Origin of the sequence: Blautia sp. AF19-10LB (assembly GCF_003461245.1) — a bacterium.
Classification (GTDB): Bacteria; Bacillota; Clostridia; order Lachnospirales; family Lachnospiraceae; genus Blautia_A; species Blautia_A intestinihominis.
In genome coordinates this window covers 1-15,090 of sequence record NZ_QTWS01000016.1, presented here as the reverse complement: position 1 = coordinate 15,090, position 15,090 = coordinate 1, and the positions used below count along the sequence as shown (strand labels likewise).

Genomic DNA, 15,090 nt, shown 5'->3' with positions numbered 1-15,090 from the left:
AAGAAGCATATGTGTATTAGAACGATTGAAGAATTACAGGAAGATACAAGGGAAAAACAGATCATAGACATCCGTGACAAGGCAGATTTTGACAAGGAAACCTATCCGGGGGCTGTCAACATCTACTGGGAAGAATTAGAAGAGCATATGGACAAGATCCGCAAGGACTGTCCGGTTTACCTGCTCTGTTATACCGGGCAGAAGAGTGAGGAAATTGCGCAGGAACTGAATGAACAGGGGTATGAAGTATACAGCATCAAGAACGGCTACCGCGCATGGCTCAAGATCAAACTCAGCAAAATGATGGCGGATCACAATGCGGCAGAACAGCGCACAAAGGACATCGAGCGCAGCATCATCAAGAAATTCCGCAAGCCGATCTGGAGGAGATTTACCAAGGCGATCCGTGAGTACGAGCTTGTGCAGGACGGAGACAAGATCGCAGTCTGTATCTCAGGCGGCAAGGACTCCATGCTGATGGCGAAGCTGTTTCAGGAGCTTTCCCGCCACGGCAAGAAGAACTTTGAGGTTGTTTTCCTGGTAATGAACCCGGGCTATAATGAAATCAATTATCAGACGATCAAGGATAATGCAAAGATCCTGAATGTGCCGATCACAGTTTTTGAGTCGGATATTTTTAATATCGTTGCAGCAGAAGAACAGTCACCATGCTATCTCTGCGCGAGAATGAGAAGAGGTTATCTCTACAGCAAAGCCAAAGAACTGGGCTGCAACAAGATCGCGCTCGGACACCACTATGATGATGTCATCGAGACGATCCTGATGGGAATGCTCTATGGCGCACAGGTCCAGACCATGATGCCGAAGCTTCACAGTACGAACTTTGAGGGAATGGAGCTGATCCGCCCGCTGTATCTGATCCGTGAGGCAGATATCATTCACTGGGCGAATTACAATGACCTTCATTTCATCCAGTGTGCATGCCGCTTTACAGAGCACTGTGCATCCTGCGGCGGTACAGAGAAGGGCTCCAAGCGTGCGGAGATCAAGGAACTGATCCATGAACTTGCCAAGAAGGATCCGGTCATTGAATATAATATTTTCCGAAGCGTGGAGAATGTCAACCTGAATACCGTCATCGGATACAAGCAGGATGGCGTGAGACACAATTTCCTTGACACTTACGATGAACAGAAATAAAAATATAAAATAAAAAAGACCATCAATACAGACGGCTGTAACTCCTGGCGTACAGGGGAACAGGTGCTGTGTTGGCGGTCTTTTTTGCTGCCTGATCAATGCCCGACCAGTGCCGGAGAAACATCTGTGCAAACGTTTTCTAAAAAACATATTTAAAAAGTATGTTTATTGGTATATAATGCCTTTAACGTAAAATAAGAAAACAACAGGGAGTGGCAGAAATGACAAAGAAAAAACTGAGAAGCCTGTGTCTGGCAGCAGTACTTGGAATTGCAGCTTTTACCGGAGTCTGTTCCTACGATGCAGGGGCAGGATCCGATGTACATATTATCAATGTTTCCTACGATCCAACGAGGGAACTGTATGAATCTTATAACAAGATCTTTCAGGAACACTGGAAGGAAGAGACCGGTCAGGATGTGGACGTGATCCAGTCCCACGGCGGTTCCGGCAAACAGGCACTGGAAGTCATCAACGGCCTGCAGGCAGATGTGGTGACACTGGCACTGGAATATGATATCAATGCGATCCAGGATGCAGGAATGATCGATGAAGGATGGAAAGAAGAACTTCCGGACGACAGTGCTCCCTACACTTCCACGATCGTATTTCTGGTAAGAAAAGGCAATCCGAAAAATATTCAGGACTGGGATGATCTGATCCGTGACGATGTTGATGTGATCACACCAAACCCGAAGACTTCCGGTGGAGCCCGCTGGAACTATCTGGCAGCCTGGGCATATGCACAGAAAGCTTATAATAACCAGGAAGACAAGATGGAAGAATTTATCAAAAAATTATACCAGAATGTACTTGTTCTGGATTCCGGTGCAAGAAGCGCGACCACTTCCTTCGTGGAGAACGGACAGGGAGATGTCCTGATCGCCTGGGAAAATGAAGCATTTCTTTCTGTACAGGATGATCCGGATGAATTTGAGATCATCAACCCGAGCATCAGTGTACTGGCACAGCCGTCTGTGGCAGTGGTCGACGAAGTGGCAGAGAACCGCGGCACAGAGGACATCGCAAAAGAATATCTGAACTATCTTTATTCCGACGATGCACAGAGGATCGCAGCAGAAAATTATTACCGTCCGGTCAACGAGGAGATCCTGAAGGAATACAGCGATGTGTTTGACCTTACAATGGAGTTAAAAACGATCGACGATTTTAGCGGCTGGCAGGAAGTGCAGGAGAAACATTTTGCAGACGGCGGGATCTTTGATCAGATCTACGGCAACTAAAATACGAGGTGAACGATTATGAAAAAAAGCAAAAAAAGAGTAATTCCGGGATTCGGACTGACCATGGGTGTGACGATCACCATGCTCAGTATCGTGGTTCTGATCCCGCTGGCTTCCCTTGTTGTGTATTCTTCGCAGCTTGGGCTGAGAGAATTTTTTGAGGTCATTACAAGAAAGAGAGTCCTGTCCAGTTTTTATGTCAGCTTTATCACCGCACTGGGCGCATCCCTTGTCAACGCCGTGATGGGACTGATCCTTGCGTGGGTTCTGGTACGCTATGAATTTCCGGGCAAACGGATCATGGACGGTATGATCGAACTTCCATTCGCGCTGCCGACCGCAGTTGCCGGCATCTCTTTGACTTCCCTGACATCAGACCAGGGACTCATCGGAAATTTTTTTGCAAAATTCGGCATCAAGATCGCCTACACGAAACTTGGGATCACATTTGCACTGATCTTTGTAGGAATTCCGTTTGTCGCAAGAGCAGTGCAGCCAGTCCTTGAAAAGCTGGACGGTTCTTATGAAGAAGCAGCAAGAGTCATGGGTGCGAAGCCTGGATATATTTTTCGAAGAGTCATTCTTCCGGAACTTCTTCCTCCGCTTCTTACCGGTACAGGACTGGCGTTCGGACGCTGCCTTGGAGAATACGGAAGCGTTGTATTTATCGCAGGAAACAGACCTTACGAGACTGAGATCACACCACTCATCATCATGTCAGAACTTCAGGAATTCGATTACAAAAGCGCAACTTCGATCGCTCTCGTCATGCTGATCGCATCGTTCCTCATCCTGTTTCTGATGAATCTGATGCAGGCACGCAATTCAAAAAGACTGAGAGGAGGCAACGTCTGATGAAAAACAGAGAAAATGAATCAAAGATCGTAAAATATCTTCTGATCGGGATCAGCGTTTTATTTCTTTTTGTGATGCTGGTACTCCCGCTGTTTGTCGTAGTCACAGAAGCTCTCAAAAAAGGCTGGGAAGTCTATGTAGAAGCGGTGACAGACTCCTATACGATCGCCGCATTGATGCTGACACTGAAAGCAACCGTGATCGCAGTCGTATGCAACACCGTTCTTGGATTATGTGCAGCCTGGGCAGTCACGAGATTTCAGTTTAAGGGCAAAAAACTGCTCACGACTCTGATCGATGTTCCGGTCACAGTCTCACCAATCATTGCCGGTCTTATCTACCTTCTGATCTTTGGAAAACAGAGCATCCTTTATCCGTATCTGCAGAAGGCGAATGTCCAGATCGTCTTTGCAGTTCCAGGTATCGTTCTTGCAACGGTATTTGTTACTTTTCCATTTGTGTTCCGTGAGCTTCTTCCTGTACTGGAATCCATTGGAACAGATGAAGAAGAGGCGGCCGCACTGATGGGCGCGAAAGGCTGGACGATTTTTTCTAAAATTACATTTCCACATATCAAATGGGCACTCCTGTATGGAATCGTATTATGTACAGCGAGAGCAATGGGAGAGTTCGGAGCGGTTTCCGTTCTGTCCGGACATCTTCGCGGCCTGACCAACACACTGCCGCTACATGTGGAGATCTTATTCAATGAATTTCAGTATGTGCCGGCATTTGCGGTATCTTCGATCCTGGTGATCATGGCGGTGATCCTTCTGATCATCCGCAGCGTGATGGAGCACAGAGGAAAAAAAGAGGGGGAAGTCTAAATGTACGTCGAATTAAAGGATATCAACAAAACTTTTGGAGATTATAAAGCATCCGACCATGTTTCTTTTGGAATCGAGAAAGGAAAACTGATCGGTCTTCTGGGTCCGAGTGGAAGTGGAAAGACCACGATCCTGCGTATGATCGCAGGTCTGGAGCAGCCGGACAGCGGCGAGATCATCATTGATGGAAAAGTAGTCAACGACATTCCGGCAAGTGAGCGCGGGATCGGATTCGTATTCCAGAGTTATGCGCTGTTCCGCTATATGACCGTATACGACAACGTTGCTTTTGGCCTGAAAGTCCAGAAAGCAGACAAAAAATACATCAAAAGCAGAGTTATGGAACTGATCGAGCTGGTAGGCCTTAAGGGTCTGGAAAAAAGATATCCAAGCCAGCTTTCCGGTGGGCAGAGACAGAGAGTTGCTTTTGCGAGAGCACTTGCTCCGAATCCGCAGCTTCTCCTCCTCGATGAGCCATTTGCGGCGATCGATGCCAAGATCCGTCAGGAACTCCGTACCTGGCTCAAAGATATGATCGAACAGCTGGGGATTACCAGTATCTTCGTGACGCATGACCAGGATGAGGCGATCGAGGTGGCAGATGAGATCATCATCACAAACAGAGGCCACATCGAACAGAAGGGAAGCCCGGTCGAGGTATATCAGAGTCCGGAAACTGCATTCAGCGCATCTTTCTTCGGACAGGCAGCTGTTGTAAAAGATTATCAGATGTTCAAATATTTTGAGGACATTCCAGGGGCCGAATACGCGATCATCCGTCCGGAGTTTGTCAAAGTCACCAGAAAGACAGAGGTACAGAAGTACAAAAGCTCCGCATCCGGGGCAGAAGTCGAACGAGTGGCTTTCCGTGGAAGCTATTTTGAGCTGGAAGTGAAAGTCGGAGATGTTACGCTGACGGCAAAACGAGGCCTGGATGAGCCAATGGTGCGCCAGGGCGAAAAAGTCGACGTGTTCGTGCAGAGGCTTTTTGTGATAAAAGAAAACAAGGTTTACTCACTGGAAAACAGCTCTACAAGAGAAGATTATCTTGTAATCTGATGGGATATCGCTTGAAATCCCTATAACCTTGTGGTATAATAGGTATATGGAGGGATTTACATGAAAATTTCAACAAGAGGACGCTATGCGATCCGCGTCATGCTGGATCTTGCAGAGCATAATACAGGAGAATATATTCCGTTAATGGACATTGCGAAGAGACAGGAAATCTCAGAGAAATATCTGGAATCGATAGTTTCCGTATTAAGCAAACAGAAATTTGTCAAGGCACTCAGAGGCAAGGGCGGCGGTTATCGTCTCGCCAGGACACCTTCTGAGTATACGATTGGGAGCATCTTAAGGATTACAGAGGGATCCATGGCACCGGTTGCCTGTCTGGATGATCATCCGAACCAGTGCGAGAGAGCTGCCACCTGTAAGACACTTCAGATGTGGGAGGGCTTTTATAAGCTGATCAATGAATATTTTGACGGAATCACACTGGAGGATCTTCTGGAACAGAATTCAAACATGGGAGATTACGTGATCTGACAGCCACTCTGTGGCATAAGGCAGCAGAACATATCAAAAAAGCAAGATGTGTTCTGCTGCCTTTTTTGATATGTTCCGAAAGCTGAAAATAGAAAAATGAAAAAATTTGGAAAAAACATACATTACCTATTGACATGGTATGTTTATAGGTATATAGTAATACCATCAAAACAGCAAAGGAAAACAAAGGAGCACAGGAATGAAAGAATACGGTTTTAACACAACTTTGCTTCATGGAAGCGAGGACAGCAATCCTCACGGCGCGACACAGGTTCCGATCTACCAGTCCAGTGCATTCCGTCACGATACAGCAGAGGAACTGGAGAAGATCTTCGCAAACAAATGCGCAGGCTACTCCTACACGAGGATCAACAATCCGACGATCGAATCCTTCGAGAAGCGGATGACGAAACTGGAAGGCGGAGTCGGAAGTGTAGCGTGTTCCTCCGGAATGGCAGCACTGACCATGGCACTGATGAACATTCTTCGAAATGGTGATCATGTTGTGGCAGCGGCAGGACTTTACGGTGGAACGGTAGAACTTCTGGATGAGCTTAAGGCATACGGGATCACCACAACCTATGTTAAGGAAAACACCCCGGATGCTTTTGAAAAGGCGATCATGCCTGAGACCAGAGCCGTTTTTGCAGAGACGATCGGCAATCCGAAGCTGGATGTCACAGACATCGAGGGAGTGGCAGAGATCGCACATAAGCATGGACTTCCGTTTCTGGTTGACAACACCGTTGCAACCCCATATCTGATCCAGCCATTACGCCTCGGAGCGGATGTTGTGATTCATTCCTCATCCAAATACATAAACGGAAGCAGTGATGCGATCAGCGGAGTTCTGGTGAGCGGAGGCAAGTTTAAATGGGACCCGGAGAAATATCCGGCGATGGCAGAATTTAAGAAGTTCGGACCATTTGCCTATCTTGCAAAACTGCGGAACGGACTTTTTCGAAGCATGGGAGCCTGTCTTGCACCGCAGAATGCTTTTCTTAACAATCTGGGACTTGAAACCCTGGGACTTCGAATGCAGCGTCACTGTAGTAACGCCATGGAGCTGGCGGAGTTCCTGAACGGATTAGGACATGGCATCACCGTTTCCTATCCGGGACTTGAGGAACATCCATATCATGAGATCGCGGCGAAACAGTTCCATGGTGGGTTTGGAGCGATCATTACCTTAAGAACAGGAAGCAAGGAGAGAGCTTTCCAGATCTTAAACGAACTAAAACTTCCCTGGCTGGTATCCAATATCGGAGACACCAAGACACTGGTGATCCACCCGTCAAGCACCATCGCAGCACACCTTTCCAATGAAGAAAAAGAGCTTTCCGGTGTGTACGATGACATGATCCGGATCAGTGTGGGAATTGAAGATATCGAGGACTTAAAGGAAGATTTCAGACGAGTGATAGAAGGAGAATAAAATGGCAAAAGTAGATTATGCAACATTAAAAAAAGGCGGTTTCATGCGCCAGAAACAGAAAAACAACTTTTCCCTGCGTCTTGCCTGTGTCGGTGGAACACTGACAGCAGAGAACCTCAAGAAGATCGCAGAGGTAGCTGAGAAATACGGTGACGGATACGTACATCTCACTTCCAGACAGGGAGTTGAGATCCCGTTCATCAAATTAAACGACATCGATGATGTGACAGCAGATCTTGCCACAGGCGGATGTAAACCAGGTGTCTGCGGACCGAGAGTAAGAACGGTAACAGCATGTCAGGGCAATGCAGTCTGTCCAAGCGGAAATATCAACAGCTACGACATCGCTGTTAAGTTAAATGAGAGATATTTCGGAAGGGAACTTCCTCATAAATTCAAATTCGGCGTAACCGGATGCCAGAACAACTGTCTCAAAGCCGAAGAAAACGATGTAGGAATCAAAGGAGCCGCACAGGTTACCTGGCAGGAAGATGCATGTATCCATTGCGGTGTCTGTGAAAAAGCCTGCCGCGAGGAAGCGATTTCCTTCAAGGACGACAAACTTGTGATCGATACCGACAAATGCAACTACTGCGGACGTTGTGCAAAATCCTGTCCGGTAGATGCATGGGATGTAAATGAAGCGTTCCTTGTATCATTTGGAGGTACTTTTGGAAACCATATCAGCAAAGGACAGGAATTCCTGCCACTGATCACTTCCGAAGAACAGCTCTTCCGCGTGACAGATGCAGCGATCCAGTTCTTCGGAGATCACGCAAAACCAGGTGAAAGATTCAAATTCACGATCGACAGAGTTGGAGAAGGTAAACTGTACGAAGTACTGAAAGGAGCTTACGATGGCTGATTATAAAATTGATGATACCGTAGATATTACAGATGTTGTGTGCCCGGTGACCTTTGTCAAGGCAAAAGTGGCACTGGAAGAACTCGATGACGGACAGATCCTCGCCGTCCGTATGAACAACGGCGAACCGGTACAGAACGTACCGCGAAGCATCAAAGAAGAAGGACATCAGATCCTGAAGCTCACCGACAACGGCGACGATACCTTCACTCTGATCGTCAGGAAAGTAGAGGACGAATGATATGGCACTCAGGATCAACGCAGAAAACTTCGAAGAAAAAGTATTAAAGGCAGACAAACCAGTCCTCGTAGACTTCTACTCCGACACCTGCATCCCATGCAAACAAATGGCCTGCATCCTCGGAGACCTCGAAGACGAAAACGAAGACGCCCTTTACATCTATAAAGTCAACGTCAACTACGACAAAGCACTCGCCGAACAATACAAAGTCATGTCCGCTCCAACCGTCATCTGTTTCGTAAACGGCGAACAGAAAGGCAAAATAGTCGGGCTCAAAGAACCAGAAGAGATTGAAGCTTTGTTTGAAGATTATATCTAATTATCATTTCACAATTATATAACTTTGATTTGATAATTAAATTCATAAATTTTGTTATAATAAAGGAGATAAGAATCATGTTTATCAAAGTAGCAGGAGAAAAGAAAGAATATCCAGAAGGACTTACCGTAAAAGAGTTAATTGAGAAAGAGGATGTGGAAACACCTCAGTATGTAACCGTAACCATCAACGACGAATTCGTAGAAAGCGGAGCTTTCGAGACAACAGAAGTCAAAGACGGCGACGAAATCGAATTCCTGTACTTCATGGGAGGAGGCGCAAGATAATGGCATTCACAAACGAACAGTTAGAACGCTATTCCCGCCACATCATCCTCAAAGAGGTTGGTGCAAAGGGACAGAAAAAACTCCTGAACGCCAGCGTCCTCATCATCGGAGCAGGCGGACTGGGAGCACCGGCAGCCATGTATCTCGCAGCAGCCGGCGTAGGAACCATCGGAATCGCAGATGCCGATGAGGTAGACCTCTCAAACCTTCAGAGACAGGTCATCCACACAACAGCCGACCTCGGCAAAGCCAAAGTAAAATCCGCCAAAGAAACCATGCAGGCGATCAATCCAGATGTCAAAGTCAATACATACCGCAAATTCATCACATCCGAGAACATCATGGATATCATCAAAGACTACGACTTCATCATTGACGGAACCGACAATTTCCCGGCAAAATTCCTGATCAACGATGCATGTGTCATGGCAGGAAAACCATTCTCCCACGCAGGGATCATCCGCTTCAAAGGCCAGCTCATGACCTACGTCCCAGGAGAAGGACCATGCTACAGATGCGTCTTCAAAGATCCGCCGCCGAAGGATGCAGTCCCAACCTGTAAACAGGCAGGCGTCATCGGAGCCATGGGCGGAGTCATCGGAAGCCTCCAGGCAATGGAAGCAGTCAAATACATCATCGGCAAAGGAGACCTCCTCACAGGAAGACTCCTCACCTACGATGCCCTGACTATGACTTTCCGTACAATTAAACTGCCGAAAAACCATGATTGTCCGGTATGTGGTGATCATCCTACCATTACTAAATTAATCGACTACGAGCAGGTTGAGTGTGACATGCACTAAAACTGAATTAGTGAAATTGGCATTAGTCGAATATGTCAAAGAGCAATGGTCGTTCCCCATGCGGGAACGTGGATTGAAATATAAGGGGATGATCTGAGACGGCCGGTTCTTAGTGACCGTATTGTGACCGATACACTGTGGACGTAGTACACAGTGTATCCGCTGCCAGTCGAAGTCAGCGAGAGCGTGTCCCCGTTGAACTGTTTATTCACACATGTCAGAGAACAATATCGAGGAGCCCCCATTATGAAATTATATATAAAAAAATCAGACTACAACACCATCCTGGACCACTGCACTGCCGGCCTCCCAAATGAATCCTGCGGTCTCCTCGCAGGAACCAAAGAATCCGAGAAGATCACCGTCACCAAAGTCTACCTTCTCACAAACGTAGACGCCAGCAGAGAACACTTCTCCATGGATCCCAAAGAACAGCTTGCAGCACTCAAAGACGCCAGAGCCAATGGATACAAGATCATCGGAAATTTCCATTCCCATCCGGAATCCCCATCCCGCCCATCCGAAGAAGACAAACGCCTGGCATTTGACCCGACCATTGAATACCTCATCCTCTCCCTTATGGAAGAAGGAAACCCGGTACTCAAAGCATTCGGAATCGACAAAGAAAAAAACGTAACGATCCACGAGATCGAGATCACAGAATAAAGTCAGGAAGAAAAAACCATGAGCAGACCCTTACAGGTAAAACACTTACATACAGATGTCCTGATCATAGGCGGCGGCACCGCAGGCTGCTACGCCGCACTCACCATCAGCAGAAACTCTGACGCTTCCGTTCTCGTCGCAGAAAAAGCGAACATCAAACGAAGCGGCTGCCTCGCAGCAGGTGTCAACGCGATCAACGCCTACATCGTCAAAGGCCGCAAGCCACAGGACTACGTAGATTACGCAACCAAAGATGCGGCAGGAATCGTCAGAAACGATCTCCTTCTGACAGCCGCAGAAGAATTCAATGAAGTAACGGCAGATATGGAAAAACTTGGTCTCGTGATCCTCAAGGACGAAAACGGAGACTACGTGGCAAGAGGAAACCGCAACATTAAGATCAATGGCGAAAACTTCAAACCACTCCTCGCAGATGCCGTATACAAAAGCAAAAATGTAGATGTCCTCAATTATGTAAATATCACAGACCTTCTCACAGAAAACGGAAACGTTTACGGAGCTGTCGGTTTTTCCATCATGGAAGAAACAGCCTATGTGATCCATGCAAAAGCAGTCCTGATCGCAACAGGCGGAGCAGCCGGCCTCTACAAACCAAACAACCCGGGATTTTCCAGACATAAGATGTGGTATCCGCCATTCAACACAGGAGCCGGATACGCGATGGGAATCCGTTCCGGTGCAGAGATGACAACCTTTGAGATGCGTTTTATCGCACTCCGCTGCAAAGATACGATCGCTCCGACAGGAACTATCGCACAGGGTGTGCAGGCAAAGCAGGTCAACTCCAAAGGCGAAGTCTATGAGCACATTTACGGTCTGACTACCAGTCAGCGTGTATATGGAACTGTCAAAGAAAATCAGCTTGGGCATGGCCCTTGTTATCTCAAGACCTCCGGTATCACATCCGATCAGGATCAGGATCTTCTCAAAGCATACCTGAATATGGCACCGAGCCAGACCCTCAAATGGATCGAGAGCGGTAAGATGCCAAGCGAACAGGACGTAGAGATCCAGGGAACTGAGCCGTATATCGTAGGCGGTCATACAGCCAGCGGTTTCTGGGTAGATACCAGAAGAGAAACCACCATCCACGGACTTTATGCAGCCGGTGATGTGGCAGGCGGATGTCCTCAGAAATATGTGACCGGTGCTCTGGCAGAGGGCAAGATCGCCTCTCTCGCGATCATCGAACAGTTAAAAGATGATCATAACGAAGAAACATCCGAAATCGAAAAACAGGCACAGACGATCCTTGCCGATTATGAAAAGATCCGCAATGGAGAAAACGGTCTGTTCACCATCGACGAACTGGAAGAAGCCATGCAGAAAGTCATGGACGAATACGCAGGCGGAATCGCCAGCAACTATCAGTTCAATGAGAAACAGCTGGATCTTGCAGAAGAAAAGATCGTAAGACTGAGCGAACTTGCCGATCAGGTCGGTGCAGAAGATATGCATGAACTTCTTTTTGCATACGAATTAAAAGAAAGACTTCTCGTCTGTCAGGTGCTGATCGAACATCTCAGAAACAGAAAAGAAACCAGATGGCATTCTTTCAATGAGAATCTCGATCATCCGGAAACAGACCAGAATTTTGAAAAATACGTAAATTCCAGAATGGAAGACGGCAAGATCCACATTCTGTTCAGGGATCTGGTAAAGGGGGATACTTATGAGCATACGAATTCGTGAAGACCGATGCGTCGGCTGCGGTAAATGTCAGGAAGTATGTCCTGGCACCCTGATCCAGATCAAAGACAAAAAAGCGGTCATGAAATACCCGAAGAACTGCTGGGGCTGCGTTTCCTGCGTAAAGGAATGTAAGATGGGAGCTATTGAATTTTATCTTGGCGCAGACATCGGCGGCATGGGTGGAACCATGAACGTTACCCAGAAAGGTGATCTCCTCAACTGGAACATCACCAGATCTGACGGCAGTGAACTGGTCATCAGCGTTGACCGGCGAAATTCCAATAAATATTAGTACAGGAGTAGAACTATGAGCGGATTATCACATTTAGATGAACTGGAAGCAGAAGCAATATATATCATCCGGGAAGTGGCAGCAGAGTGCGAAAAACCTGTTATGCTTTATTCCATCGGAAAAGACAGCTCAGTGATGCTTCATCTCGCACTGAAAGCCTTTTATCCGGAAAAACCACCTTTCCCGTTTTTACATGTAAACACAACCTGGAAATTCCGGGAAATGATCGAATTTCGTGACAAGACAGCCAAAGATCTTGGAATCGAGATGCTGGAATATATCAATGAGGACGGTGTGAAGCAGGGAATCAATCCTTTTGACAACGGATCCGCTTATACCGATATCATGAAGACACAGGCTCTGAAACAGGCTCTCAATAAATACGGATTTACCGCAGCATTCGGAGGCGGTCGTCGTGATGAGGAGAAGAGCCGTGCCAAAGAGAGGATCTTTTCTTTCCGTAATGAAAACCACGCCTGGGATCCGAAGAACCAGAGACCGGAGATGTGGAAACTTTACAATACAGAGATCAACAAAGGCGAGAGCATCCGTGTTTTCCCAATCTCCAACTGGACAGAGAAAGATATCTGGCAGTACATAAAAAGAGAAAATATTCCGATCGTACCTCTTTACTTTGCAAAAGAGCGTCCGATAGTATATCGTGACGGAAATATCATTATGGTAGATGATGACCGTATGCGTCTGAAACCTGGCGAGAAACCGGAAATGAAAAAAGTTCGTTTCCGTACCCTGGGATGTTATCCTCTGACCGGTGGTATTCTTTCTGATGCAGATACACTCGATGCGATCATCGATGAGACATTAAGTTCTGTAGAATCTGAAAGAACCAGCCGAATCATTGATTCTGACGGTGGTGCAGCCAGCATGGAAAAGAGAAAGAGAGAGGGGTACTTCTAGATGAGCGGTTTACTGAAATTTATTACCTGCGGAAGTGTGGACGATGGAAAATCCACACTGATCGGACATATACTTTACGATTCCAAACTGCTTTATGCAGACCAGGAAAAAGCCCTGATCCTCGACAGTAAGGTAGGATCCAGAGGCGGCGCGATCGACTATTCACTTCTTCTGGATGGTCTGATGGCAGAGAGAGAACAGGGTATCACCATTGATGTTGCTTATCGTTATTTTACAACAGACAAGAGAAGCTTCATCGTTGCGGATACACCGGGACATGAAGAATATACAAGAAACATGGCAGTTGGTGCTTCTTTTGCACAGCTTGCGATCATCCTTGTCGATGCAAAACAGGGTGTTCTGGTACAGACAAGACGCCACAGCCGCATCTGCGCCCTGATGGGAATCCATCATTTTGTATTTGCAGTCAACAAGATGGACCTTGTAGGTTACAGCGAAGAAAGATTCAATGAGATCGTAAAAGATATCAACGAACTTTCCGAAAGCCTCGGACTTCAGGATGTTGTGATCGTTCCTGTCAGCGCGACAGAAGGAGATAACGTCACAGTCAAATCCGAGAACATGCCATGGTACACAGGCAAAACACTTCTGGATCATCTGGAAACCGTCGATGTGACAGAGACAGAGAGCGAAGCAGGATTCTATATGCCGGTACAGAGAGTCTGCCGCCCGAACCATGAATTCCGTGGCTTCCAGGGACAGATCGAAAGCGGTAAGATCAAAGTCGGACAGACCATTACCACACTTCCAAGCAACGAGACTGCAACTGTCAAATCCCTTCTGAACGGAAGCACTTCCGTAGAAGAAGCCGTGACAGGACAGGCAGTGACCATCCAGCTTGACAAAGAAGTGGATGTCAGCCGAGGCTGCGTCCTCACCGACCAGGCACAGCTCTCCGTAGCAAAAAGCTTCACCGCAACACTGCTCTGGATGGATGACAGCAAGCTGACTCTTGGAAAAGAGTATCTGGTCAAACTGGGAACTAAGAGAATTCCTGGATTTATCCGCAGCATCAAATATAAGATTGATGTTAACACCGGAGAACATATCTCCGCAGATTACATTGAGAAAAATGAGATCGCACTGTGCGAGATCGAGCTGGCTGAGAAGATCGTCCTTGACGAGTTCAAGAAACATAAGACTCTCGGCGAAATGATCCTGATCGACCGCGTAAGCCATATGACATCTGCCTGCGGCGTTCTTGAGACCGTAGAAAATGACGGAGAAAAGCCGTATTTTCAGAAAGATGACATCAAAGTTGGAGGATATGTATTTGAAGAATTTTACTTCAACCTTGAAAATGCGATGATGTCCAAGGCTGGATCCGATAAGAAGACTTATCATGTCGGCGACGAAGTGCCGGTTGTTGGTGATAGCTTCAAATATCCGGAGTATTTTGATATCCTTTCCGTTGAGGATGGAGCTGCGGTTCTGATCCGCGATGGCAAGGTGGAAGATATCCAGAAGATCGAAGAGTATCGTTATATGGGACTTCCGGTTGTCGATGAAAGAGGAATGGCTTTGCTTGTGAAAAACAAAGAGGATCTTGAGAGATTCCTTGAAGAAGCAAAGAATGTGACCTCAGAAAACCGTTCGGAAGTACATAACAAGTGGTTCCGGTTTGAGACTTATCGGAAGGTTGTTTGTACGGATAATTTTTGGGTGATCTAAGGGTACTTCCTTAGGGACCTTCGAGTTTTGAAAAAACCATGCGAGGGGAGGGCACTCGAAGTTGCGAAGGCCGTTCTCCCCTCGCACTCCCCACCTGGCCACGCGAAAGGCGCGGGAGAAAGTATAAAAGAGAACAGCATCTGTCTGAGCAATGTCATTAAGTTAACCTATTGTGCTACTTCAAATAAATTATATGAAAACCTGTAAATGCGCAAAGAATC

Annotated in this window: 17 protein-coding genes; all 17 read left to right on the top strand. The window is 46.9% G+C overall.

Features of this window, described 5'->3' with window-relative positions; all coding sequences use genetic code 11:
* Positions 1-9: 9 nt before the first annotated feature.
* The 17 genes from DWX28_RS10070 to DWX28_RS09990 all read left to right on the top strand — a co-directional run bounded on the left by DWX28_RS10070 (position 10) and on the right by DWX28_RS09990 (position 14,869).
* Positions 10-1,161 (top strand): ATP-binding protein, encoded by a 1,152-nt coding sequence (locus DWX28_RS10070; protein WP_118252611.1) that lies wholly within the window; start codon positions 10-12, stop codon positions 1,159-1,161.
* A gap of 221 nt (positions 1,162-1,382) precedes the next feature.
* Positions 1,383-2,405 (top strand): sulfate ABC transporter substrate-binding protein, encoded by a 1,023-nt coding sequence (locus DWX28_RS10065; RefSeq protein WP_118252610.1) that lies wholly within the window; start codon positions 1,383-1,385, stop codon positions 2,403-2,405.
* Between the two features lie 18 nt (positions 2,406-2,423).
* Positions 2,424-3,260 (top strand): sulfate ABC transporter permease subunit CysT, encoded by an 837-nt coding sequence (gene cysT, locus DWX28_RS10060; RefSeq protein ID WP_118252609.1) that lies wholly within the window; start codon positions 2,424-2,426, stop codon positions 3,258-3,260.
* The gene (cysW, locus tag DWX28_RS10055) at positions 3,260-4,087 is read left to right on the top strand and encodes a sulfate ABC transporter permease subunit CysW (RefSeq protein WP_118252608.1); all 828 of its coding nucleotides are present in this window, start codon (positions 3,260-3,262) and stop codon (positions 4,085-4,087) included. Before cysT ends, cysW begins: the two co-directional genes overlap by 1 nt.
* Complete coding sequence (locus tag DWX28_RS10050) at positions 4,088-5,146, top strand: sulfate/molybdate ABC transporter ATP-binding protein (RefSeq protein ID WP_118252607.1); 1,059 nt, start codon at positions 4,088-4,090, stop codon at positions 5,144-5,146.
* 60 nt (positions 5,147-5,206) lie between these two features.
* Positions 5,207-5,638 (top strand): RrF2 family transcriptional regulator, encoded by a 432-nt coding sequence (locus tag DWX28_RS10045; protein ID WP_022213490.1) that lies wholly within the window; start codon positions 5,207-5,209, stop codon positions 5,636-5,638.
* 199 nt (positions 5,639-5,837) lie between these two features.
* Positions 5,838-7,073: an O-acetylhomoserine aminocarboxypropyltransferase/cysteine synthase family protein gene (locus DWX28_RS10040; protein ID WP_118252606.1), complete on the top strand. Its 1,236-nt coding sequence runs from the start codon at positions 5,838-5,840 to the stop codon at positions 7,071-7,073.
* 1 nt (position 7,074) lies between these two features.
* Positions 7,075-7,938, top strand: a complete 864-nt coding sequence (locus DWX28_RS10035; RefSeq protein ID WP_022213492.1) for a 4Fe-4S binding protein — start codon at positions 7,075-7,077, stop codon at positions 7,936-7,938.
* Positions 7,931-8,179, top strand: coding sequence for a sulfurtransferase TusA family protein (locus tag DWX28_RS10030; RefSeq protein WP_022213493.1), 249 nt, complete (start codon positions 7,931-7,933; stop codon positions 8,177-8,179). The genes DWX28_RS10035 and DWX28_RS10030 overlap by 8 nt, the downstream gene beginning before the upstream one ends.
* A gap of 1 nt (position 8,180) precedes the next feature.
* A complete protein-coding gene (locus tag DWX28_RS10025; protein ID WP_022213494.1) occupies positions 8,181-8,498 on the top strand; it encodes a thioredoxin family protein in 318 nt (105 codons plus the stop codon).
* 77 nt (positions 8,499-8,575) lie between these two features.
* A complete protein-coding gene (thiS, locus tag DWX28_RS10020) occupies positions 8,576-8,785 on the top strand; it encodes a sulfur carrier protein ThiS (protein ID WP_022213495.1) in 210 nt (69 codons plus the stop codon).
* Positions 8,785-9,588, top strand: a complete 804-nt coding sequence (locus DWX28_RS10015; RefSeq protein WP_118252605.1) for a HesA/MoeB/ThiF family protein — start codon at positions 8,785-8,787, stop codon at positions 9,586-9,588. The genes thiS and DWX28_RS10015 overlap by 1 nt, the downstream gene beginning before the upstream one ends.
* Before the next feature lie 246 nt (positions 9,589-9,834).
* Positions 9,835-10,254, top strand: coding sequence for a M67 family metallopeptidase (locus DWX28_RS10010; RefSeq protein ID WP_022213497.1), 420 nt, complete (start codon positions 9,835-9,837; stop codon positions 10,252-10,254).
* Positions 10,255-10,272: 18 nt separating this feature from the next.
* On the top strand, positions 10,273-11,967 hold the full coding sequence (locus tag DWX28_RS10005; RefSeq protein ID WP_118252604.1) for an adenylyl-sulfate reductase subunit alpha: 1,695 nt from the start codon (positions 10,273-10,275) through the stop codon (positions 11,965-11,967).
* Complete coding sequence (locus DWX28_RS10000; protein WP_022213499.1) at positions 11,948-12,259, top strand: 4Fe-4S dicluster domain-containing protein; 312 nt, start codon at positions 11,948-11,950, stop codon at positions 12,257-12,259. The genes DWX28_RS10005 and DWX28_RS10000 overlap by 20 nt, the downstream gene beginning before the upstream one ends.
* Before the next feature lie 15 nt (positions 12,260-12,274).
* Positions 12,275-13,177, top strand: coding sequence for a sulfate adenylyltransferase subunit CysD (gene cysD / locus DWX28_RS09995; RefSeq protein WP_118252603.1), 903 nt, complete (start codon positions 12,275-12,277; stop codon positions 13,175-13,177).
* Positions 13,178-14,869, top strand: coding sequence for a sulfate adenylyltransferase subunit 1 (locus DWX28_RS09990; RefSeq protein ID WP_118252602.1), 1,692 nt, complete (start codon positions 13,178-13,180; stop codon positions 14,867-14,869).
* Positions 14,870-15,090 lie beyond the last annotated feature (221 nt).

Coding starts and splice junctions, on each gene's coding strand:
- thiS (WP_022213495.1), top strand. CDS start 8,576: ATGTTTATCAAAGTAGCAGGAGAAAAGAAAGAATATCCAGAAGGACTT.
- DWX28_RS10040 (WP_118252606.1), top strand. CDS start 5,838: ATGAAAGAATACGGTTTTAACACAACTTTGCTTCATGGAAGCGAGGAC.
- DWX28_RS09990 (WP_118252602.1), top strand. CDS start 13,178: ATGAGCGGTTTACTGAAATTTATTACCTGCGGAAGTGTGGACGATGGA.
- cysD (WP_118252603.1), top strand. CDS start 12,275: ATGAGCGGATTATCACATTTAGATGAACTGGAAGCAGAAGCAATATAT.
- cysW (WP_118252608.1), top strand. CDS start 3,260: ATGAAAAACAGAGAAAATGAATCAAAGATCGTAAAATATCTTCTGATC.
- cysT (WP_118252609.1), top strand. CDS start 2,424: ATGAAAAAAAGCAAAAAAAGAGTAATTCCGGGATTCGGACTGACCATG.
- DWX28_RS10045 (WP_022213490.1), top strand. CDS start 5,207: ATGAAAATTTCAACAAGAGGACGCTATGCGATCCGCGTCATGCTGGAT.
- DWX28_RS10000 (WP_022213499.1), top strand. CDS start 11,948: ATGAGCATACGAATTCGTGAAGACCGATGCGTCGGCTGCGGTAAATGT.
- DWX28_RS10010 (WP_022213497.1), top strand. CDS start 9,835: ATGAAATTATATATAAAAAAATCAGACTACAACACCATCCTGGACCAC.
- DWX28_RS10005 (WP_118252604.1), top strand. CDS start 10,273: ATGAGCAGACCCTTACAGGTAAAACACTTACATACAGATGTCCTGATC.
- DWX28_RS10015 (WP_118252605.1), top strand. CDS start 8,785: ATGGCATTCACAAACGAACAGTTAGAACGCTATTCCCGCCACATCATC.
- DWX28_RS10070 (WP_118252611.1), top strand. CDS start 10: ATGTGTATTAGAACGATTGAAGAATTACAGGAAGATACAAGGGAAAAA.
- DWX28_RS10065 (WP_118252610.1), top strand. CDS start 1,383: ATGACAAAGAAAAAACTGAGAAGCCTGTGTCTGGCAGCAGTACTTGGA.
- DWX28_RS10050 (WP_118252607.1), top strand. CDS start 4,088: ATGTACGTCGAATTAAAGGATATCAACAAAACTTTTGGAGATTATAAA.
- DWX28_RS10025 (WP_022213494.1), top strand. CDS start 8,181: ATGGCACTCAGGATCAACGCAGAAAACTTCGAAGAAAAAGTATTAAAG.
- DWX28_RS10035 (WP_022213492.1), top strand. CDS start 7,075: ATGGCAAAAGTAGATTATGCAACATTAAAAAAAGGCGGTTTCATGCGC.
- DWX28_RS10030 (WP_022213493.1), top strand. CDS start 7,931: ATGGCTGATTATAAAATTGATGATACCGTAGATATTACAGATGTTGTG.